Source organism: Nocardia sp. 852002-51101_SCH5132738, assembly GCF_001665695.1.
Taxonomy (GTDB): domain Bacteria; phylum Actinomycetota; class Actinomycetes; order Mycobacteriales; family Mycobacteriaceae; genus Nocardia; species Nocardia nova.
Map to the genome: position 1 here is coordinate 1 of NZ_LZML01000134.1, position 19103 is coordinate 19103.

Consider the following 19103-nt stretch of genomic DNA (forward strand, 5'->3'; position numbering starts at 1 on the left):
GCTGCAAACCGGCACCCCATACCGACCCGAAATCAGGGGCGTCGCGGCTTGACAACATCATTGAGAATCCCCCTTCGGAATCGTCTCACCACATGCTACCCGCGGTTGTCCGTCCGGTGCGGCATGCGTTGCGGCGGAGGCCGTTCGGCGAGGTGTCAGTCGCCGGACTTGTGCGCCACGGCGAAGACTCGCCGGAACGGCAACCAGGTCGTTCCGTCCGCGCGCTGGGGGTAGGCGGCGCGCAGGAGTGGGGCGAGTTGCGCGGTGAACTCCGTCCATGCGTCGTCGTCGAGCGCGCTTCGGACCGGTCGCAGGGCGGTTCCGGTCACCCATTCGAGGACCGGATCGTTGCCGGTCAGCCGCTGCAGATAGGTGGTTTCCCAGGCGTTGACCGTGCATCCGGCGGCGGTGAGCAGCCTCGCGTAGCCGCTCGGATCGAGGACGTCGCGCGGTTGCAGGATGCCGCTGGCTTCCAGGCGCGGCCGCCATTCCTCGCGTGCGGCGAGTTCGCGGATGGCGACATGGGAGGGCGCGTCGAAGTTGCCCGGCACCTGCAATGCCAGCCAGGCCCCGGCCGGCAGCGCCGCCACCCATCGCGGCAGCAGTTCGGTATGCGTCGGCACCCACTGCAGCACCGCGTTGGTCACCACGACGTCGGTATCGGGTGCGGGCTGCCACTCCTCGGCGGAGCGCACTTCGGCGTCGATACCGGATTCCCGTGCGGCCGCGACCATTTCGGGCGAGGAATCGAACGCGTCGATCCGCGCCTTCGGCCACCGCTGAGCGAGCACGCCGGTCAGCTGCCCGGGCCCGCACCCCAGGTCGACCACCCGGCGTGGATTCTCGGCGTCGATACGCGCGATCAGTTCGAAGAACGGCCGCGAGCGGTGGTCGCCGAAACTACGGTACTTCTCGGGATCCCACATGAGCTGCTCCCACTCGCCGGAGGTGCTAAACCGTACAAACGTTATGTTAGCGCGTGGTGGCGCTTCCGGTGCGGCGGTGAGTCGGAGATCAACGCCTCGAGCGACTCCGGCCGCGTCGGCACTGGCAGCCGGCTCTGCCACGGCCGCGATCGCCTCGTCCCAGCGGGTGCGCCGGATTGGCGCTGACGTGGGTCGTCTCGCCGGGTTCAGAAGTAGGTGCCGGCGAACGGGGCCGAGGTGGTGGCGAACAGGTCATCCGCGTCTTCGATTGCGCCGCTGCGGTTTTCGCGCACCCGACCGGCGAGGGCCAGGTGCTGCCAGGTGGATCCGCCGAGGTAGACCGCGGCGAGGGCGGCCACGTCGGTGGTGAGATCGGCGGGGGCGTCGACGCGGGTGACGGCGTCGGCGGTGATCCGGTAGGAGCCGGTGTTGGCGGGCAGGATGTCGTCGGTCACCGCGAGGACCACCGCCGGTGCCTCGCGGTAGCTGCGGCGTCCCAGCGCCGCGGGGACATCGACGAGCCGCAGCCAGGTCTCGTCGTGCACGCCGGCGACGGTGACCACGCGCTCATCGGTGAACAGATGCCGCAGCGGGCTGTCCACCGGCGCGAAGGTCACCACGATCCGGTCCACGATGTCGTGGGTCAGCAGATGCCGCAGCAGTCCGCGATAGGCCGCGGGCGTGGTGGCCACCCAGTCGTCGACGACGATGGTGCGCTGCGGATTGCGCGGCCAGCCGGTGCTGTCCGAGGGGCGGTAGCGCAGGAATCCGTCCTCGGCGCCGGGGTCGCCGTGCACCACCGTCCAGCCGGCGTTGCCTGCGACCAACTCCTGGAAACGCCACCAATACGGCGGCCGGTCGATCGCGCCGTTCCATGAAATATCAGCGGCCGCATAGATTTTCGCCAGCATCTCCCAGCGGTTCCCGGCGTCGAGGTAGCGCACCGGCCCGCCCTGGGGAACGGTGTCGCGCAACCGGGCCTGTCGCCGATCCACCTCGAGCGTCGCGTACGAGCCGGCCACACCGTAGCCGAACCGCTCGTAGATCCCGCCCTGAGTGGCGCGCAGACTCGCGACCACTTCACCGCGCTCGGCGATATCGGCGAGCTGACGCCGCAGCAGCGCGCTCACCACACCCCGGCGCGTGTGGGTCGGCAGCACGCCGACATGTGTGACGGCCGCGTGCGGAAGACGTTGTCCGCCGGGCACCGCCAGCCAACTGCTGTAGGAGTCGACGGCCCCGACGAGCTGCCCGTCCAGGCGCGCCCCGAGCGTGCGCCCCGGCTCGACCAGTCCGTCGGCGCCGTCCGGCAGCGGCGGCAGCCCGAGCATCGCGGTACGGAAGATCTCTCCCGCCGCACGTACCTCATCGGCGTCGGTCAGCGTCACGAGTTCGACGGCTGGGCCGCTGGTCATTCATCACCTCCGAGGACGGGCCGGGCACTCCGTGCGCCGCGCTTCCCGGACCACGCTAGCGGGCCGCTGCCGGGAATCAGCGCGATGCGGACCGGCAGGGCGGCCGGATGTTCTGGTGGCACCGCCGCGTCGCAGCTGCTCGGCGATGAATTCCGCGGTCCCGAACCGTGCTCGGCCTCAGCCTGCCGCCGCCATCGCTCGCCATGCCTTTCTGGCGCGGGATCGGGCTCGCGGAGCGGCGTATTCGATGCGCCGGCGCGCCTCGGAGGCGCTGATTCGCAGGAGATCACTCAACAGCTCCGCTGTGTCCCGGTAGCCGGTGTCGGCGGCGAGACCGCGGCGCTCGGCCTCGGCGACGGCCGCGACCATGGCCGCACCCAATCGACGCCGGCGGCGTTCGGTTTCGACGAGGGTGCGCAGCAAGTCGACATCGGCCAGGTCCGACCAGCTCTATGCCGGAGCATTCGGTGCCAATGCAGTCGAATGTGTGTTCACGCCGGCTAGCGTAGCGCATGCTCGAACGTTTGTTCGATAATCGGTTCGGCCAGCGCGTCGAACTTTGCGGCAGCGTCGCGTGGTTTGCGTTCCGGGCTCATCGAGCTGGGAAGTCGGTGGCCGAGTTCACCGCGGTGCTCGACGTGCGCGGCGCCGTCGCTGGAGGCCGGGGTGTACGCCGGGAGGAAGGCCGGCGTGGGCGGCGATGCGTTGAAGGAGCGGAAGGAGCTGAGCTCGCTCGCTCTCGTCGAGCGGTGCGAGAACTTCCGATTCCAGTGCGTCGGCCTCGGATTGCATCGACTCGAGTACCTCGCGGGCATTGTCGGTGAGGTGGACCGCGTGCGCGCGCCGGTCGGCCGGATGCGGCTGCCGGGTCACCAGTGCGCGTTCCTCGAGCTCGTCGACGAGTCCCACCATCGCGTTGCGGTGGACCCGCAGCAGATCCGCGAGTTCTTGCTGGCTGCGGCCATCCGCAACGGCCAGTTGGGTGAGGACTGCGAAGTGGGCCGGGTCGAGATCCAATCGCGCCAGCTGCTCGGTGAGCTGGTACGACACGTGAAAACCGATCTGCGACAACAGGAATGCCGCGCGTGAGTCCAGCGGCCGGTTCGTCATGACAACTACACTAGCAATCCAACATTATTGCCATATAAGCGTATTGACAAAAAACGTGATTGTCACTCAATATGACAATATGACAAATCCCAGCATTCCCTTCGTCCCTGACACCGACGCGCCGGTCACAGTGATCAACACGATGTCGGTCCCCGCGGCGCAGCGGGACCTGTTCCTGCAACGCTGGCGTGACAGCGCCCAGTACATGGCGGCCGCCGCCGGTTTCCGCCGAACCCGGATGTTCCAGGCGGCCGGCGCGGCGGCCGAGGTGATCTTCGTCAACGTCGGGGATTGGGACAGCGGCACCGCCTTGCGTAACGCACTGGGCACTGCGGAATGGCGTGAATTGACGCTGCGGATCCAGAACGATCTCGACCTCACCGCACGGCCGATGATCTTCCATCTCACCGTCGAATTGGGACCTGGCGACGTGCTGTCCCGGTAGGCCGGATGGCTTGTCGGACAACGGTTCACCGCCTGGGTGTCCCAGGAGAACAACCATGTCACACCGCAGGGCACCCAGGCTCAGCAGGCCGACGCGCAGCGCCCACCGCATAGCTGTCGGCCTGACCACTCCACCTTCGAACGACCGCACAATATTTCGCGAACGAGGACTCGATGAAACAGCTCTACTGGGCCGCCGTCGGCTACACTGCATTGGGACTGCCGTCGGGCCTGGTCTATCGCGAACTCACCAAGGCCCATCAGTTCACCGGCAAGACCGAACTCGCCGTAGTCCACACTCACCTGCTGGCGTTGGGAACACTGTTCTTTCTGATCGTCCTGGTGCTCGAACATCAACTCGCCCTGTCGAACACCCGCGCCTATCGCTGGTTCTTCGCGGTCTACAACATCGCTGTCCTCTGGACCGTGGCCTGCATGACGATCATCGGTTCCCGGACCGTCCTCGGGTACGGCGAATCCATGCCACTGGCGGAGCTGGCCGGCGTCGGTCACGTCCTGCTGACCATCGGATTCGTGCTGTTCTTCGTCGCCGTGCACCAGGCCATCACGACCCGCCGCGAGGAGGTGGTACCCGCCTGACCTATCGGTGACGTCCGGGGTGGATGCTCGGGCTGGTGTCGCGCGGACGCCAACGGCCCGAGATGGTCTCGGGCCGTTGGTCTTCGGGCTGTCGCATGTGGCTGTCATGCGGGGCGACTTCGCCGCTACTTGATCGAGTTGGCCAACCGGTCGGCGTAAGGGGCGGTGAATCGTCCGACGATGGGCAGCGCTGCGCGGACACCGCCGGTGTTGTTCGCCTGGACCATGGCCATGATCCAGACGACGACCGTGAAGACCGCGACGACGAGTCCGGCGAGGCTGAAGAGGATGCCCAGGGCTCCGAGGAGCGAGCCGAGGATGCTGAGGACGATATTCAGCACCGACACCGCCCCGAAGAAGACGATCGATTGGGAGGCATGGAATTTCACATCGGGATCGTGCCTTCCGATGAAGAGGAAGATGATTCCGGTGAGCCAGCCCAGCGCGTACGACAGGATCGCGCTGGTCTTCTTGTCCAGGCCGGCGGACTGCGGTTGGTTCGCGGGAGGTTGAGAAAATGTCATGGGGTGAGTAGACGCCGCGCGCGCCTCCTACCGATCCCAACTTTCCCTGCGGACCCTGCCGTCAACCGATAGTTGACGGGCGCGTGAGCGTCAACCTATGTTTGACGAGTCGAATCGCGGTGGACAGGAGGAACCAGATGCCGGAAGCGCCCATTGTCACCGGCGTTGCGGCCAGTCGTGGTGTTGTCGCCGGCCCGGTCCGGCTGGTGCGCGGTGTCGACGACTTCGACGTGGTGGAGCCGGGCGATGTCATCGTCTGTCGCGTGACAGATCCGTCGTGGACAGCGCTTTTCGGTGTTGCCGCCGCGGTGGTGACCGAAACCGGGGGAATTCTGTCCCATGCGGCAATCGTCGCCCGCGAGTTCGGGATTCCAGCCGTGGTGGCGGCCGAGGGGGCGATGGAGACCCTGGCGAATCATCGGAACATCTCGGTCGATGGAACCAAGGGACACGTTCATGCCGCTCGCTCGACCCACCATTGACGTCGCTTCCCCAGACATGGCTGCTCGATACGAAAGGGAAGTCCGCGATGACGCACGTTTCACGCAGTTCGCTGCTCGCGTTGCACGCAATTCGCCTCGGCGGGTTCGTTGATACGCACGCGGCGGCCGACCGATACCGAATGCCTGTCGACCTCACCGAGTCGCACATGCGGGACTTCCGGGAGTGCGGTTGGATCAGCTGCTTCCGTTTCGGGACGGACGCGGGGTGGTCGCTCACCGAGAGCGGACGTGCGCAGAACGAGCGGCAACTCGCCGAGGAGCTTTCCGAGTGTGGGGCGAAAGCGTTGGTGGAAGGCGTCTATCGCATGTTTCTCCCGCTCAGCGCACGGTTGGTGCAGGCGTGCACCGCCTGGCAACTGACCATCCTTCCCAATGGCAGCATGCAGGACAACGACCACCGGGACGCACAGCGGGACAGGCCGATCCTTGCCGAACTGGAAAGCCTCGCAAAGGAATTGGTTCCGTTGACGAATACTCTCACCGAACGGCTCGCCCGGTTCGCCGGTTACGACACTCGATTCGCCGCGGCCCTGTCCCTGGCCGCCGATAATCCCGAGATGGTCACCGGAACCGAACACGACTCGGCCCACCGAGTGTGGTTCGAACTGCACGAAGATCTCATTGCCACGCTCGGTATCGACAGGGCATTACCGTCCTAGACGAGTAAGTCCGAAGCCTCGATCAGTGGTCGAACGCGATCCAGGAGCGGGTGACCGGTTGTCCTGTGCCGTACTCGGTGAGCGGCTGCTCGAACTCCGTGCTGCTACGCCGGTCGCTCGAATTTGCCCTCCTGAAGGCCGGTGGTGAAGGCGTCCCATTCACAGGGGGTGAAGAGAAGCGCTGGGCCGATGGGGTTTTTGGAGTCGCGAACTCCGACCGCACCGTTGGTGAGGTGCGCTACCTCCACGCACTCTCCGCCGTCGCGGCTTCGGCTGCTTTTGAACCACTTCGCGGATGACGTTTCGGTACTGACGCTCTGTACTCCTGTTCGATCTTCTCCAGCAGAGCCCTTGACTCCGCTTCGTCCAGCGCCACAGCGGCGATGTCGGACAGCGCCTGTCGGTACCCCTCGATCTCGGTTGGCTTGTCCAGGTACAGGGTTCCGGCGTAGCCCTCGATGTATACCACCGGCGGTTGTGTCAGCGCCGGGTTCAAGTGTTGCGGAAATTGTTCCTCCGGCTCGGAGGCTGCGCGAGCGTGCCGCCGCGCGCGGCATCCGGCACGACCCGACCGGTAGCGAGCTGCCGGTGGCGACGGGCGCGGACCTCGGCACCCTGCTGAGCGTGCTGTACGGGCTGGTCGCCGATATGCGGGAACAGGGGTAGGCGGTGCCGGACGACAGGACCAGATGCACCGAGGTGAACGGCCTGGAAGCGGTGTGGACGATGAAGAAGACCCGGCATATCGAGATCAGTCAGGCGCGCGACACGACCATTGGCGAGGTGATCGAGTATGCGCCGGGCAGCGATCTCGCCGCCGCCGCACGAGAACAAACGCGGACTGGTAGTGCCGTCCGGAACGCTCGTCGCGGTGACGTGCCTGCGGTGGCGGCCGCTTCGGTGACCGCCGGAGCCGACAGTCCGCACACCCCGAATTTTTCGTGCAAACCTCGACGGAATTGCGCGAAAACCGCCGAAACCGGCCAGGTTTGCACGATCTGTTCGGCCGTCAAAGGCTGTGCGCGTCGATCCGGGGAACCGACACCGGCGAGAACGGGGATCACCGAGCCGGATTCCATTCACTCCGATCCGGATCCGCGACGCGCACGGCAGGCGTTGTTACCGTCGCTCCCATGGATTTGCAGCTGAGCGGTAAGCGGGCCATCGTCACCGGCGGCAGTAAGGGGATCGGGCTGGCCGTCGCGCGCGGACTCGCGGCCGAGGGCGTGGACGTGGTGCTCGCCGCCCGATCCGCGGAACCGCTCGCGGCGGCCGCGCAGGCACTCGCCCGGGAGAGCGGACGGAGGATCGTGGCGGTGCCCACCGACACCGGTGACGACGAGCAGGTGCGGGCACTGGTCGAGCGCACCGTGGCGGAGCTGGGTGGGGTCGACATCCTGGTCAATGCCGCGGCCACGCCGTGGAGTGCCGGCTCGCCCGCGGATCTGAATGCCACCAGCGACGACATCGTGCGCCGTGAGGTCGAGATCAAGGTCCTCGGCTATCTGCGCACCGCCCGCGCCGTCGCGCCGCATCTGATCGCGCAGGGCTGGGGGCGAATCGTCAACATCAGCGGACTCGGTGCGCGGCAAGCGAATTCGATCGCCCAGACGGTGCGCAACGTCGGCGTTTCCGCCCTGACGAAGAATCTCGCGGACGAACTCGGCCCGCACGGGATCAACGTGACGGTCGTGCACCCGGGGCTGACCCGGACCGAACGACTCACCGCACGCCTGGCCGCCCAGGCCGCTGAATCCGGTGCCACTGTCGAAGAATTGGAGGCCGGTCTGGCCGCCAACTCGATCCGCCGGGTGATCGACGCCCGCGAGGTCGCCGACGTCGTCACCTTCCTGGCCTCGCCGCGCAGCATCGCGATCACCGGCGATGCCGTCGCGGCCGGCGGCGGCGTGCCGGGACCCGTGTATTACTGACGCGAAACCGCCTCGCACGCAGATCTTTTCAGCCGCGATCGCGCTCGCACGCGGCGAGGAAATCGTCGACGATGCGGGCACAGTCGTCGCGTCCGGCGCGGCCGATGCCGGTGAGCCGCACGAAGACGATCGGCCCGACGAGCTGCGCCAGCACCGCCGTGAGCTCCCGGTCGCCGAGCAGTGCGCGTGCCCGCGGGTCGTCGAACAGTTCGTCGAACGGGCGGCGATAGGTGTCGATCAGATGAGTGCGCAGCGAACCGGCCCGCACGCCCTCGCCGTGCGCCTGCGCGTCCCCGGTCGCCAGCCACGCCAGCGTGGTCAGATGCAGCGGGACGTCGTTGATCGCCGCGGCCTGCCGGGTGAGCAGTTCGATCAGCCGCTCGCGCAGGGGACCCGCGTCCGGGATCTCGACCACCGGCGGCATCAGCTCTTCCAGCGTCGCGGTACGCAACTGTGCCACCGTGTCGAAATGCCGGTACAGCGTGGTGCGCGCGACGCCCGAACGCCGCGTCACCGCATCGATGGTGACCGCGTCGAGTCCGCCGTCGCGCAACAGCTCGGCCGCGGCGGTCAGGAGGCGGCGACGCGAGCGCGCCTTGCGCGGATCGTCCTCGGATCCCATCCCGGCAGTCGATGTCATGGTCTCAGGATTCCTCCTCGGCAAGATCGACGGCCGCACGGGACAGAAACGATACTGTGAGTAGCATAGCGAAACTGAAAGTATCGTTTCTCGGGAGGCGCGATGAACGCAACCAAGACCGAGCTCGTTCCCGGGCGCACCCGATGGGTGATCGTGGTGTCCTGCCTGGCCATCGCGCTGGTCGTCGCGTCGATGGCCGCGCTCTACACCGCCCTGCCGCAGATCGCCTCGGCGACCGGTGCCACGCAGTCCCAATTGACCTGGATCATCGACGGTTACACGCTGGCGCTGGCATGTCTGGTACTGCCTGCCGGCGCTCTGGGCGACCGCTACGGCCGCCGCATCGTCATGATCATCGGGCTGGCGGTGTTCGCGATCGCCTCCGCGATCCCGCTGGTGGTCCACGGCCCGGAATGGCTGATCGGCTCGCGAGCGATCGCCGGAGTGGGTGCGGCACTGGTGATGCCGTCGACGCTGTCGCTGCTCACCTCCGGGGTGGAACCGGATCGCCGCAATGTCGCGGTCGGCATCTGGGCGGGCACGGTCGGCGGCGGCGCGGTCATCGGCATCCTGGGTTCCGGAGTGCTGCTGTGGCGCTGGTCGTGGCTGTCGATCACGCTCGCGATGGCGATTTCGGGTGCGATTCTGGCGGTCGCGGCGTGCACCGTTCCCGAATCGCAGGACGGCGAGCACGCGCGCTTCGATCCCTGGGGAGCGGTGAGCGGGGCGGGCGCGGTGGGCCTGATCGTGATCGCGGCGCTCGAGGCCCCGCAACGCGGCTGGACCGATCCGCTGGTGCTGGGCGCTGTGGTCGCCGGGCTGGCGGTCGGCGCGGCCTTCGCAGTGATCGAATTGCGTGCCCAGCACCCGCTTCTGGATGTGCGGCTGTTCGCCGGGCGGGGTTTCGGCGCCGGGACGCTGTCGGTGGCGGTGCAGTTCCTGGTTTCGTTCGGGCTGTTCATGGTGATCGTGCAGTTCTTCCAATTGATCCTGGGCTATTCGCCGCTGCTGTCGGCGGTCGCGATGGCGCCGATGATCGTGCCGATGGTGGCTCTGTCGGTGATCGCGCCGTGGCTGGCGCAGCGGTTCGGACTGCGGCTGCCCACCACGGTCGGTCTGGTCGTCGTCGGAATCGGCCTGTTGTGCCTGTCGCGGTTGACGGCCGCGAGCACGTTCGTGGATGTGCTGTGGCCGCTGCTGATCATGAGCACCGGCCTCGGCCTGGCCGCGGCGCCGGCCACCGCGGCGATCGTGGACGGGGCGCCGGCGGACAAACAGGGGGTGGCGGCCGCGGTGAACGACGCCGCTCGCGAGATGGGCGCCGCGCTGGGGATCGCCCTGGCCGGCAGCGTGCTGGCGGCCGGTTACAGCCACCGCATCGCCGAGATCGCCGACCGGATTCCCGAACCGATCCGCGGGCCCGTCACCGGCTCGCTCGCGGGCGCGCTGGCCGTGACCGAACGCATCGGCCCGCAGGCGAAACCGCTTGCGGACCAAGCGAAATTCGCCTTCGCGCACGGGTTGCACCAGGCCACCCTCGTGCTCGGGGTGGTGACGCTGGTGATCGCGACGATCCTCGGAGTGTGGGCACCCTCTCGCGTGCGATCCGGTGCCGAATCGGAGGGTGCCGAAACGGCCGGGGCCGAATCCGCCGGCGCCGAATCGGCTGCCGGAGCAGGGCAGCGCTGATTCGGTGTGTCGGGGCCGGCGTCACCGCGCCGGAGTAGGAAGGCGTGTTGTGATGGACGCGGGCCGGCCCGGCGTCGGCCACGCGCGGGCGTGGGTGTCGGTCCGCGCGGCGGAAGTCGAATCGAGGAGCGGCGATGGCGCAGGTGAATGTGGCGGTGATCGGATACGGATTGTCCGGAGCGGTCTTTCACGCTCCACTGATCGCCGCCGACCCTCGGCTCCGGATGGCCGCGGTGGTGACCTCCTCGCCGGAACGAGCCGACCAGGCGCGCGCCGACCACCCCGGCGTACGGGTATTCGCAACAGTCGACGAGTTGTTCTGCGCCGCAACGGATATCGATCTGGTGGTGATCGCGAGCCCCAACCGCACCCACGAACCACTGACGCTGCGGGCCGTGGCGGCCGGGCTGCCGGTGGTGGTCGACAAACCCTTCGCCCTGACCGCCGTCGAGGGCGAGGCGATGATCGAGGCCGCTCGACGGGCCGGCGTCATGCTGACGGTCTTTCAGAATCGGCGCTGGGACAGCGACTTTCGCACGGTGCGCCGGCTGATGACCGACGGCGCGCTGGGCGAGGTGCGCCGCTTCGAATCCCGCTTCGAACGCTGGCGCCCGCACACCAAGGGCGGGTGGCGAGAGGTCGGTGGCGCCGACGAAGGCGCCGGCATCCTCTACGACCTCGGCAGTCACCTGATCGACCAGGCGCTCGACCTGTTCGGCCCGGTCGAGGACGTCTACTGTGAGCTCGACGCCCGCCGTCCCGGTGTGCTGGCCGACGACGATGCCTTCGTGGCGCTCACCCATGCCTCGGGTGTGCGGTCGCATCTATGGATGAGTGCTGTTGCGCCACAGCTGGGCCCGCGCTTGCGGGTGCTCGGCTCCGAGGCCGGGTATGTGTGTTACGGACTGGATCCGCAGGAGGCGGCACTGCGAGCCGGTCGTCGTCCCGGCGACGGACAGTCTTGGGGGAGTGTCGATCCCGTCGACTGGGGTCAGCTCGGCGCCGAAGGCGATCTGCGCCTGACCCCCAGCGAACCCGGGGCCTATCCGGATTTCTACGCCGGGGTCGCCGCCGCCCTGCTGGACGGCGGCGAACCGCCGGTGGACCCCGCCGATGCCGTGGCGGCCCTGCGCGTCATCGAGCGGGCGCGCGCGGTGGCGGCTCGATGAACGCCCGTCAGGGTTTGCGGGCGACACCGCCGTAGGCGGCGATGTCGGCGGCGCGGCCGACCTCACGGGAATCGGGCTGCCACTGCGTGATGCAGGTGAAGCCGGGATCGACGAGCTCGAGTCCGTCGAAGGCCGCGGCGATCTCGGCGCGCGTGCGCGGATAATACGGCGTGCCACCGGTTTTCGCGTATTCGGCGCACAGGTCGACATACGGTTGGCTGTCGTCGGTGCCGTCCCAGAGCACCAGATAACTACCGGACGGCACCGCCGCCAGCACCGTGCGAACGATGCGCAGCATGTCCTCGTAACTGCGGGCGTGACCGAGCACGCCCATGAACATGACGACCACCGGCTCCTGCAGATTCAGGATGGCGTGCGCCTCGGCGATGATCTTCTCCGGCTCGTGGAAATCGGCGTTGACGTAGGTCGTCACACCCTCCGGAGTGGTGCTGGTCAGTAGCGCGCGAGCGTGGGCGAGAACCAGCGGATCGTGGTCGACGTAGACCACCTTGGCATCGGGCGCGACGCTCTGGGCGACCTCGTGGGTGTTCTGCATCGTCGGCAAACCGGTACCGATATCGAGGAATTGCCGGATTCCGGCCTCGCCGGCCAGATGGCGCACCGCCCGGATCAGGAATTGCCGCGACTGCACCGCCATGGTCGCGATATCCGGATCGATCTGCAGACTCGCCTCACCGACAGCGCGATCGACCTCGTAATTGTCCTTGCCGCCCATCCAGAAATTCCAGATGCGCGCCGAGTGCGGAATATCGGTGCGGATCTGCGCCGGATCGTCGATGGCCATATGTGCTGAGCTCCCCGTAGGTGTGGGCGCCGCCGAACCGCGCGGCATCTCGTCGGTGCGAACTACGCGATTATAAACCTCCGCGCAACGGTTGTGCCGGAATATGTTGCAGGGCCGAGATATTCGGACCCGCAGTGGGGGAGCGCGTGTGCGGCGCGGGCGACCATGTGCGACGGCTCGTGTGCGGCAACGTCGTTCGCGGGGAACTCGACAGCGACGACTGGTTAGCTAAGAATGTGCTAGTTGGCTCGGTTTTGTTGGTGGCGGATGTTGGGGAGTATGTCTGACACGCGCCTTCGGATAGGTGGAAGCCTTGCGCGCCGCGACACTAATCAAGCGTCCAATCTGGAACGTTGTCCACATCGGCACTCGAGTTCGGCGGCTGCCATTCCATCCGCGCGATCGGGTATTTAGGAATTACGCCCCCCGGCACGTAAGGTTGCCGATCGGTTACTGAGTATCTCGTCTCACATGGAGGTGGTAGAGGGCTTGCACAGCACAGTGGTCGTCGTCGGGTCCGGATTCGGGGGGATAGGCATGGGAACGGCGCTACGGCGCACGGGGATGGACGATTTCGTCATCCTGGAGGAATCGCCCGAATTGGGGGGCGTGTGGCGAGACAATACCTATCCGGGATGTAGCTGTGATGTACCGGCGCACCTGTATTCGTTCTCGTTCGCGCCGTACCGCAGTACCGGCATCCGATTCCCGGGGCGCCGCCGGACCTTGGAATATCTGCGGGCCGTCGCCGGCGCGGAAGGGCTACCCGGCCATCTGTACACCGACACCGCCGTCACCGAGGCGACCTACTCGGAATCGGGTTCGTGCTGGGAACTGCGGGCCGCGAACGGGCTTCGGTTCCCCGCCGATGTCGTGGTCTTCGCCGTCGGTCAGCTGCATCGGCCGAACATTCCGGAGATCCCGGGCCGCGACGAATTCGGCGGCGCGTCGTTCCACACCGCCGACTGGGATCATGCGGCCGAGCTGCGCGGGCAGCGGATCGCCCTGATCGGCACCGGATCCAGTGCGGCACAATGCCTTCCGACGTTGGCCGACACGGCCGACTCCGTGCGGATATTCCAGCGCACTCCGCAGTGGATCCTTCCCAAACCGGCCGCCGAATTCGGCCCGGCGACGCGAGCGGCGCTGCGGCTGCCCGGGGCGCAGCGCGCCTACCGCTGGGGTCTGCACCAGGCCGCCGACTCGCTGCTGGCGCCGATCATGCACCGCCGCTGGCCCGCCCGGCCCGCGGAATGGATTGCGCGGCAGTACCTTCGGCGTACTGTCGCCGATCCGGTGCTACGGGGACGGCTCACCCCGGACTATCCGATCGGCGCCAAACGCATCGTCTTCGACAGCCACTTCTATCGCACGCTGGGTCGCGACAACGTGGAACTGACCACCTCGGCGATCGCCCGCATCACCCGCGACGGCGTCGTGACCGCCGACGGCGGGCGCTACGACGCCGATGTCATCGTCTACGCGACAGGATTCCGCGCCGCCGAATTCCTGGCCCCGATCACCGTGCGCGGGCGTGGTGGACAGTCTCTGCAGGACCGATGGCGTTCGGGCGCTGACGCTTTCATGGGCCTGGCGGTGCCGGGATTTCCCAACGCCTTCCTCATCGCCGGACCCAACTCGTTCACTCCGGCGGGCAGCAATCCGGCGATGAAGGAGCATCAGATCGCCTACATCATGCGCTGCCTGCGCTGGCGCGACGAGATCGGTGCGGCGGCGATCGAGGTGCGGGCCGACGCGATGGCGGCGTATCGAGCATGGCTGGCCGACGCGCTCGCCACCACGGTGTGGTCGGCGGATGTGCCCAGCTGGTACACCCACGACAGCGGCGCGATCACCAACCCCTGGCCCGCCTCCGTGCGTACCTACGCCCGGATGCTGCGTCGCCCGCCGGCGTCGAGCTTCGCACCGGTGCACCGCACGGCCGCCGCCGAAACGGTCGGAGCCTGACCCTGCTCGCCCGAGAGGACCGCCCGGCGCGAAAGCCATTGCGCCGGGCGGTCTTCCGGTCAGGCCACGGTGGCGTCGAGTTCGACCTCGATATTGCCGCGAGTGGCCTTGGAATACGGGCAGACCAGATGGGCGCCCGCGACGAGCTCGTCCGCGGTCTGCTGGTCGATCCCGGATACTTCCAGATGCAGTGCGGCGCTGAGCCGGAACTCGTCGCGCTCGGTGTCGTGGTGCAGGGTCACCTCGGCGACCACGGCCAGATCCCTCGGCGTCACCTTCTTCGCCGCTGCCACCCGCCGGACCGCGCCGACGAAGCATGAGGCCCAGCCCGCGGCGAACAACTGTTCGGGATTGCTGCCACCGCCCGCGCCGCCGAGCGCCTTCGGCACGGCCAGGGTGATGTCCAGTGCGCCGTCGTCGGAGGTCGCGCGAGCGCCGTTGCGGCCCTCGGCGGTGGAGGTCGCGACTGCGGTGTAGGTGATGTCGGCCACGGGAAGATCCTTTCGGTAGCGGGTCACGACCACTCATCGGCAGCGGAAAGCGCTGTGCTGCCGCCGGTTTCGCAGGAGGTCGAACGCCGTACCGAAACGGTAGGTCGCCGGGGCACGCCGTCGCGCCCGTCGGGTGACGCAATCGGTGTACGTCACCCGGTCGCCGTGCTCAGTCCTCGTCGTGGGCCAGATGTTGTTTGGCCTGGTCGTAATCGCCCTCGAGGTGGTGTCCGGGTCCGTAGACGAGATGGACGACGCCGGTGCGGAAGGCGGTCGAGCGAAGCAGAGTCAGCGGGAGAGTGGCCTCGGCGTCGTCGAACAGGCGCATGCCGGACCGCACCGCGATCGGGTGCACCAGCAGATGCAGTTCGTCGAGCAGTCCCGCGCCGAGCAGTGCCCGCACCACCGAGACCGAGCCGGAGATGGCAATATCACCGCCGGATTCCCGCTTCAGTGCCGTCGCCCCGGCGATCAGATCACCCTGCAGCACTTCGGAATTGCGCCAGGTGAAGGTGTGCTCGCTGTGTGACACCACGATCTTGCGGGCGTCGCCCAGCTTGCGGCCGAACTCCGCGTCGGGCCCACCCGCGGCTTCGCGTGCGGGCCAGGCGTCGGCGAAGCTGTCGTAGGTCTTGCGCCCCAGCAGCAGCGTGTCGGCACTGCCGAGCTGGGCATCGACCGCCGCGCCCATCTCCTCGTTGTAATAGGGGAAGTGCCAGTCCTGCGGATTCTCGACGACGCCGTCGAGAGCGATGAACAAGCCGGCCGTGATCGTGCGCATGTTGTCTCCTGGTCCGATAAGTCCTGTTGCACGATCCGACGGCGCGAGCGCGCGGAAGTCATCGGTGCCGGCGACGATCTCCGGCGGCGCGAGTGTGGCGACGGGAGTGGGGCAAAAAGTGAGCGGTTCCCCATATTTTGTCGCCAAATGTGCAGATCTGCTCGTGCAGTCACCGATTCGAGCAGGTCAGAGGCTATGCGGCGGGGTGTCGAAAATGTCCAAAACGGAGTAGAAGGTGAGCGGAGGCTCGCATTACCGTTCCATCAGGTAACACCTACGGCCGGTGATCGGGCGGTGTCGATATCGCCTGGTCACCGATCCGTGACAAGGAGGTCAGAGTGACTACAGCAAGCACAGTCGGTGCTGAGCGCGCGATGTCCGGCCGCGCCACCTCGCTGTCCATGCGGGACGCGCAGGCCATGTCCCGGGAACTGGTCCTGCACCTCGGCGGATCCGTGGCGCCGTTCACCACCCTGTCCGCCGATGTGATGTCCGGTGAGGTGTCGGCCGTCGCGCGGATCTGCGTGGAATGGTCGATCCGCCGGGTCAACGGCGGGGGCCTTCCCGAACGCACCGATCGGCTGCGGGCCGCGGCCGCGCGCTGGTGCCGCGCCGGCATCCCGATCGAGGTGGTCGTGCACGCGGTCCACGAGGGATTCAAGGCCGGACTGGACCTGCTGTTCGCCCGGGCCAAGGCCAGCGATGCCGAACTCGTCGTCCGGGGCACCGCCACCGCGCTGGAATTGCTGGACCTGATCACAGCGACCGTCAGCAAGGTCTACGTCCAGGAGCGCCGCGCCGACGCCGTCGAACACCACACCGCCGTGCACACCCTCACCTCGGCGTTGCTCGGCGGGCACGCCACCACGAAGCTGGCGCGCGAATGCGGGATCCGGATCGCCGAGCGGTATCACGTTCTCGCCCTGTGGATTCCGCCGCATCCCGACGAAACGCATCCGCGGCTGGACCGGAACGTGGTCGCGCGCCGAAAACTGCGGCGGGTGCAGGCCGCGCTGGCGAAGCTGCTGCGCGATCAGCCGCTGGCGATGCTCTCGGTCGACGGCGGCACGGTGCTCATCCCCGAAACCGCCTGCACGGAAACGGAATTGGACGATCTGCTCACCAGGCTGTCCGAGCTGGCCGGCGTGCCGCTGACCGCCGCGGTGGTGGGCGCCGCCGCGGCCGACGTCCCGGCCGCGGCGCAGCAGGCGCACGACCTGCTCGACACGGTGCGCCGGCTCGGACGCGGGCCCGGAGTGCATCGCTTCGCCGAACTCGCGCTGCAGTATCAGCTCACCCGGCCCGGCATCGGCCGCGACATCCTCGACGCCCGGCTGGCACCCCTGGACGACCACCCCGAGCTGCTGGAAACGCTGCACGTCTTCTTCAACACCGACCTCAACCGGCAGCGCGCCGCGCGGCAATTGTGCATCCACCCGAACACCATCGATTACCGGCTGCGCCGCATCGGCCAGCTGACCGGCTTCGATCCGTCCCGCACCACCGGATTGTGGTATTTGCGTTCGGCGTTGATCGCCCGGCTCAGCATCGCCGACCGCGATGCGTCCACGCCGGTGCGCCGGCCCGCCTGATTCGGGCCCTACGCGCCGGAACCGGCCGGTGGCCGCTCGGTGGTGGCGTCCAGGTGCGGGTAGACCACCTCCTGCACGATGAGCAGCACCGCGGCGGCGCACGGAATCGCCAGCAGCGCACCGAGGATGCCGAGCAGCGCGCCGCCCAGAATGATCGCCACCACCGTGACCACCGCCGGCACCCGGACGGTGCGGTCCATGATGCGCGGGACGAGCAGGTAGTCCTCCAGCAGCCGCATCGCGAGGAAGAATCCGGCCGTGGCGATGCTGACCGGCAGCGAGACGGTCAGCGCGACGGCGGTGATGATCAGCCCGGCCACCGTCGAGCCGATCAGCGGCACCAGGTCCAGCAAAGCCACCAGCACCGAGAGGATCAGCGGGTACGGCACCGAGAACACGGTCAGCCAGATGAACGTGGCGATCGCGGTGATCAGCGAGATCAGCAGATTGCCCAGGACGTATCCGCCGACCTTGGCGAAGATGGCGTCGCCGAGCAGGATCGCGCGGGGGCGGCGCGACTGCGGGAAGAACCGGTACAGGCTGTGCCGGATGCGCGGGAAATTCGCCGAGAAGTAGATGGTCAGCACCGCCACGATCAACGCGCTGGCCAAGACGCCGAAGACGCGCTCACCGGCGCCGAGCAGACCGTGGCGCAGCTCGGGGTTGTCGGTGAGGCCGTGTTCGAGTTCCTGATCCAGGTGCAGACGCTGCGACCACGATCGGATCAGCGGGTACTGGTTCTCCAGGTCGTGCAGCCGGTCGGAGGCGTGGTCGACAAGATCGCCGCCCTGGGTGACGAGCGGTGTGATCGCCGCGGCCAGGAATCCGGCGACGAGCAGTGTGGCACAGCCGAATACGACGGCGACGGCGGCCCAGCGCGGCAACCGGCGCCGATTCAGCCAGGCGACCAGCGGCTCGATCCCGATCGCCAGGAACAGCGCCACGCCCACAAGCACGAGGGCCTGTCGTGCGGTCGCCAGCATGTCCACGATGCCGATCGCGAGGAGGACGCCGAGGCCGCCGGTCACGCCGATCACGAACGGAGAATTGCGGTCGAACCGCGGGCCCGGCCGCCCGTGCGGGTGCTGCGCGCCGGCCGACTCGGAGGCCGCGCGTTCGGCTGCCGCGATCGGCTCCGGGACCGACGGCTCGCCCTGCGAGCCGCGTTCGGCGTCCGAATCGGCGGAACTACCCATTCTTGGCAGCGTAGCGCCCGCGCGCCGTGCCCGGGCCGGACCGGAGCGGCGGGTCCGCGCCGAACTCGGGTGGGCTCACTGTCCCAGTGCCCGAGCGAACACCGGCCAGCTCCGGTGCAGGTCCTCCTGCCAGTAGCCCCAGGAATGGGTGCCGGTGGGACGCATGTCGAAGGTGGCGGGAATGGCGAGCTCGGTGAGTCTCGTGCGGAGTTCGCGGGTGCAGCGGACCGCGCCGGTTTCCAGGGCGCCGCCGACGAGGATCTGATCGGCCAATTTTGCTGAGCTGGAACGGATTCCGGGACCGTCGAGGGTGTCGAGCGGTCCCGGTAGGCCCGTGCCGGTGGAGACGTAGATCGCGGTGCCGCGCAAGCGGTCCGCGTGCAGGTAGGGGTCGTTGGCCGCCCAGGCCGGGTCCGTCGGCGGGCCCCACATGTTCACGGTGTTGCCCCTGCCGCCGCCCACGACCGCGTCGACGATGAGCTGCCCCGGCGGATCGCTGGTGCGCGCGCAGCCCGAGTACGACCCGATCGCCTTGTACAAGCCCGGGGCGGCCAGTGCCAGCTGAAAGACCGAGGTCCCCGCCATCGATATTCCGATGATCGCGTTCCTGCCGTTTCCGCCGAAGCCGGAATCGATGATCGGTGGTAGTTCCTCGGTCAG

At 67.9% G+C, this 19103-nt stretch carries 24 protein-coding genes; 11 read left to right on the plus strand and 13 right to left on the minus strand.

What is annotated here, in order from left to right; translation table 11 throughout:
* Positions 1–155: 155 nt before the first annotated feature.
* The 4 genes from A5789_RS19450 to A5789_RS19465 form a co-directional block, all read right to left on the minus strand.
* Entirely contained in the window at positions 156–926 is a 771-nt protein-coding gene (locus tag A5789_RS19450; RefSeq protein ID WP_064904091.1) for a trans-aconitate 2-methyltransferase, read from the minus strand.
* 206 nt (positions 927–1132) lie between these two features.
* Complete coding sequence (locus A5789_RS19455; protein WP_064904090.1) at positions 1133–2341, minus strand: GNAT family N-acetyltransferase; 1209 nt, start codon at positions 2339–2341, stop codon at positions 1133–1135.
* A 177-nt stretch (positions 2342–2518) separates the two neighbouring features.
* Complete coding sequence (locus A5789_RS19460; RefSeq protein WP_228795444.1) at positions 2519–2764, minus strand: DUF222 domain-containing protein; 246 nt, start codon at positions 2762–2764, stop codon at positions 2519–2521.
* Positions 2765–2962: 198 nt separating this feature from the next.
* Positions 2963–3451, minus strand: coding sequence for a MarR family winged helix-turn-helix transcriptional regulator (locus tag A5789_RS19465; RefSeq protein ID WP_064904088.1), 489 nt, complete (start codon positions 3449–3451; stop codon positions 2963–2965).
* Positions 3452–3530: 79 nt separating this feature from the next.
* Here A5789_RS19465 and A5789_RS19470 point away from each other — a divergent pair, with 79 nt between their 5' ends.
* Together A5789_RS19470 and A5789_RS19475 are read left to right on the plus strand one after the other, a co-directional pair.
* On the plus strand, positions 3531–3896 hold the full coding sequence (locus A5789_RS19470; RefSeq protein WP_064904086.1) for an antibiotic biosynthesis monooxygenase family protein: 366 nt from the start codon (positions 3531–3533) through the stop codon (positions 3894–3896).
* Between the two features lie 173 nt (positions 3897–4069).
* On the plus strand, positions 4070–4495 hold the full coding sequence (locus A5789_RS19475) for a DUF2871 domain-containing protein (RefSeq protein ID WP_064904084.1): 426 nt from the start codon (positions 4070–4072) through the stop codon (positions 4493–4495).
* A 125-nt stretch (positions 4496–4620) separates the two neighbouring features.
* Here the strand turns inward: A5789_RS19475 and A5789_RS19480 are convergent, their stop codons facing one another.
* Positions 4621–5019, minus strand: a complete 399-nt coding sequence (locus A5789_RS19480; protein ID WP_063012049.1) for a DUF4870 domain-containing protein — start codon at positions 5017–5019, stop codon at positions 4621–4623.
* 137 nt (positions 5020–5156) lie between these two features.
* On the opposite strand from A5789_RS19480, the gene A5789_RS19485 reads away from it, so the two are divergent.
* Positions 5157–5501 (plus strand): PEP-utilizing enzyme, encoded by a 345-nt coding sequence (locus tag A5789_RS19485; RefSeq protein WP_063012051.1) that lies wholly within the window; start codon positions 5157–5159, stop codon positions 5499–5501.
* Positions 5502–5548: 47 nt separating this feature from the next.
* The gene (locus A5789_RS19490; protein WP_064904082.1) at positions 5549–6181 is read left to right on the plus strand and encodes a hypothetical protein; all 633 of its coding nucleotides are present in this window, start codon (positions 5549–5551) and stop codon (positions 6179–6181) included.
* Positions 6182–6285: 104 nt separating this feature from the next.
* Here A5789_RS19490 and A5789_RS37910 read toward each other — a convergent pair whose 3' ends face one another.
* Together A5789_RS37910 and A5789_RS37915 are read right to left on the minus strand one after the other, a co-directional pair.
* The gene (locus A5789_RS37910; protein ID WP_219822926.1) at positions 6286–6429 is read right to left on the minus strand and encodes a DUF397 domain-containing protein; all 144 of its coding nucleotides are present in this window, start codon (positions 6427–6429) and stop codon (positions 6286–6288) included.
* A complete protein-coding gene (locus tag A5789_RS37915) occupies positions 6420–6650 on the minus strand; it encodes a Scr1 family TA system antitoxin-like transcriptional regulator (RefSeq protein WP_064904081.1) in 231 nt (76 codons plus the stop codon). The genes A5789_RS37910 and A5789_RS37915 overlap by 10 nt, the downstream gene beginning before the upstream one ends.
* An 8-nt stretch (positions 6651–6658) precedes the next feature.
* Here A5789_RS37915 and A5789_RS37385 point away from each other — a divergent pair, with 8 nt between their 5' ends.
* From A5789_RS37385 to A5789_RS19510, 3 genes are read left to right on the plus strand one after another with little or no spacing between them, the layout of a single operon-like run.
* On the plus strand, positions 6659–6847 hold the full coding sequence (locus tag A5789_RS37385; protein WP_064904080.1) for a hypothetical protein: 189 nt from the start codon (positions 6659–6661) through the stop codon (positions 6845–6847).
* Between the two features lie 33 nt (positions 6848–6880).
* Positions 6881–7330 (plus strand): hypothetical protein, encoded by a 450-nt coding sequence (locus tag A5789_RS36695; RefSeq protein WP_155525707.1) that lies wholly within the window; start codon positions 6881–6883, stop codon positions 7328–7330.
* A complete protein-coding gene (locus A5789_RS19510) occupies positions 7315–8112 on the plus strand; it encodes an SDR family NAD(P)-dependent oxidoreductase (protein ID WP_063012061.1) in 798 nt (265 codons plus the stop codon). The genes A5789_RS36695 and A5789_RS19510 overlap by 16 nt, the downstream gene beginning before the upstream one ends.
* 28 nt (positions 8113–8140) lie before the next feature.
* On the opposite strand, the gene A5789_RS19515 is transcribed toward A5789_RS19510, so the two are convergent.
* Positions 8141–8752, minus strand: coding sequence for a TetR/AcrR family transcriptional regulator (locus A5789_RS19515; RefSeq protein ID WP_064904078.1), 612 nt, complete (start codon positions 8750–8752; stop codon positions 8141–8143).
* A gap of 102 nt (positions 8753–8854) precedes the next feature.
* Between A5789_RS19515 and A5789_RS19520 the strand changes: the two genes are divergently transcribed.
* Entirely contained in the window at positions 8855–10441 is a 1587-nt protein-coding gene (locus A5789_RS19520) for an MFS transporter (RefSeq protein ID WP_064904076.1), read from the plus strand.
* 134 nt (positions 10442–10575) lie between these two features.
* A complete protein-coding gene (locus tag A5789_RS19525) occupies positions 10576–11610 on the plus strand; it encodes a Gfo/Idh/MocA family oxidoreductase (protein WP_063012066.1) in 1035 nt (344 codons plus the stop codon).
* A gap of 7 nt (positions 11611–11617) precedes the next feature.
* Here A5789_RS19525 and A5789_RS19530 read toward each other — a convergent pair whose 3' ends face one another.
* A complete protein-coding gene (locus tag A5789_RS19530; protein ID WP_063012068.1) occupies positions 11618–12415 on the minus strand; it encodes an SAM-dependent methyltransferase in 798 nt (265 codons plus the stop codon).
* Between the two features lie 471 nt (positions 12416–12886).
* Between A5789_RS19530 and A5789_RS19535 the strand changes: the two genes are divergently transcribed.
* On the plus strand, positions 12887–14383 hold the full coding sequence (locus tag A5789_RS19535; RefSeq protein ID WP_064904075.1) for an NAD(P)/FAD-dependent oxidoreductase: 1497 nt from the start codon (positions 12887–12889) through the stop codon (positions 14381–14383).
* A 59-nt stretch (positions 14384–14442) separates the two neighbouring features.
* Here A5789_RS19535 and A5789_RS19540 read toward each other — a convergent pair whose 3' ends face one another.
* Entirely contained in the window at positions 14443–14901 is a 459-nt protein-coding gene (locus tag A5789_RS19540) for an organic hydroperoxide resistance protein (protein WP_227462881.1), read from the minus strand.
* Positions 14902–15043: 142 nt separating this feature from the next.
* Positions 15044–15655, minus strand: a complete 612-nt coding sequence (locus A5789_RS19545) for a dihydrofolate reductase family protein (protein WP_064904073.1) — start codon at positions 15653–15655, stop codon at positions 15044–15046.
* Positions 15656–15993: 338 nt separating this feature from the next.
* Here A5789_RS19545 and A5789_RS19550 point away from each other — a divergent pair, with 338 nt between their 5' ends.
* On the plus strand, positions 15994–17247 hold the full coding sequence (locus A5789_RS19550) for a CdaR family transcriptional regulator (RefSeq protein WP_227462880.1): 1254 nt from the start codon (positions 15994–15996) through the stop codon (positions 17245–17247).
* Positions 17248–17255: 8 nt separating this feature from the next.
* Here A5789_RS19550 and A5789_RS19555 read toward each other — a convergent pair whose 3' ends face one another.
* Both A5789_RS19555 and A5789_RS19560 read right to left on the minus strand, forming a co-directional pair.
* Positions 17256–18443: an AI-2E family transporter gene (locus A5789_RS19555; protein WP_063019279.1), complete on the minus strand. Its 1188-nt coding sequence runs from the start codon at positions 18441–18443 to the stop codon at positions 17256–17258.
* A 75-nt stretch (positions 18444–18518) separates the two neighbouring features.
* The coding region (locus A5789_RS19560; RefSeq protein ID WP_231956650.1) for an alpha/beta hydrolase family protein at positions 18519–19103 on the minus strand (585 nt) is incomplete at its 5' end.

What these genes read in the sequence shown, in the direction of transcription:
- A5789_RS19545 (WP_064904073.1), bottom strand. Translation starts at nt 15,655, where the DNA reads ATGCGCACGATCACGGCCGGCTTGTTCATCGCTCTCGACGGCGTCGTC.
- A5789_RS19465 (WP_064904088.1), bottom strand. Translation starts at nt 3,451, where the DNA reads ATGACGAACCGGCCGCTGGACTCACGCGCGGCATTCCTGTTGTCGCAG.
- A5789_RS19510 (WP_063012061.1), top strand. Translation starts at nt 7,315, where the DNA reads ATGGATTTGCAGCTGAGCGGTAAGCGGGCCATCGTCACCGGCGGCAGT.
- A5789_RS19490 (WP_064904082.1), top strand. Translation starts at nt 5,549, where the DNA reads ATGACGCACGTTTCACGCAGTTCGCTGCTCGCGTTGCACGCAATTCGC.
- A5789_RS19535 (WP_064904075.1), top strand. Translation starts at nt 12,887, where the DNA reads ATGGAGGTGGTAGAGGGCTTGCACAGCACAGTGGTCGTCGTCGGGTCC.
- A5789_RS19480 (WP_063012049.1), bottom strand. Translation starts at nt 5,019, where the DNA reads ATGACATTTTCTCAACCTCCCGCGAACCAACCGCAGTCCGCCGGCCTG.
- A5789_RS19450 (WP_064904091.1), bottom strand. Translation starts at nt 926, where the DNA reads ATGTGGGATCCCGAGAAGTACCGTAGTTTCGGCGACCACCGCTCGCGG.
- A5789_RS19515 (WP_064904078.1), bottom strand. Translation starts at nt 8,752, where the DNA reads ATGACATCGACTGCCGGGATGGGATCCGAGGACGATCCGCGCAAGGCG.
- A5789_RS19525 (WP_063012066.1), top strand. Translation starts at nt 10,576, where the DNA reads ATGGCGCAGGTGAATGTGGCGGTGATCGGATACGGATTGTCCGGAGCG.
- A5789_RS19555 (WP_063019279.1), bottom strand. Translation starts at nt 18,443, where the DNA reads ATGGGTAGTTCCGCCGATTCGGACGCCGAACGCGGCTCGCAGGGCGAG.
- A5789_RS19520 (WP_064904076.1), top strand. Translation starts at nt 8,855, where the DNA reads ATGAACGCAACCAAGACCGAGCTCGTTCCCGGGCGCACCCGATGGGTG.
- A5789_RS19530 (WP_063012068.1), bottom strand. Translation starts at nt 12,415, where the DNA reads ATGGCCATCGACGATCCGGCGCAGATCCGCACCGATATTCCGCACTCG.
- A5789_RS19470 (WP_064904086.1), top strand. Translation starts at nt 3,531, where the DNA reads ATGACAAATCCCAGCATTCCCTTCGTCCCTGACACCGACGCGCCGGTC.
- A5789_RS19485 (WP_063012051.1), top strand. Translation starts at nt 5,157, where the DNA reads ATGCCGGAAGCGCCCATTGTCACCGGCGTTGCGGCCAGTCGTGGTGTT.
- A5789_RS19455 (WP_064904090.1), bottom strand. Translation starts at nt 2,341, where the DNA reads ATGACCAGCGGCCCAGCCGTCGAACTCGTGACGCTGACCGACGCCGAT.
- A5789_RS19475 (WP_064904084.1), top strand. Translation starts at nt 4,070, where the DNA reads ATGAAACAGCTCTACTGGGCCGCCGTCGGCTACACTGCATTGGGACTG.